Genomic DNA, 263 nt, shown 5'->3' with positions numbered 1-263 from the left:
GCGACCTGCTGGGCGTGCCGCGCGGCACCACGCACTGGTTCGACATGGGCACCCGGCCGTCGTTCACCGCGATCCGCTTCTTCCACGAGGAGGACGGCTGGATCGCCACCTTCACCGGCTCCGCCATCGCCTCCCGCTTCCCGGACTACGACACCGTCGCCGCCGGGTACGAGCAGGAGAAGGGCGCCGCGTGAGCCCGCGGATCGAGGCCGACGCCGTGGTGCTCGACATCGAGGGCACCACGAGCGCCACGGGCTTCGTGG

The 263-nt window shown here is 71.9% G+C and carries 1 pseudogene; it reads left to right on the top strand.

What is annotated here, in order from left to right:
* Nucleotides 1–194: pseudogene (locus CCN44_RS37105) on the top strand (cupin); the annotation flags it as partial.
* Nucleotides 195–263 lie beyond the last annotated feature (69 nt).

The organism is Streptomyces tricolor (assembly GCF_002155905.1).
GTDB classification, from domain to species: Bacteria; Actinomycetota; Actinomycetes; order Streptomycetales; family Streptomycetaceae; genus Streptomyces; species Streptomyces tricolor.
This window is presented reverse-complemented; position numbering and strand designations above follow the sequence as displayed.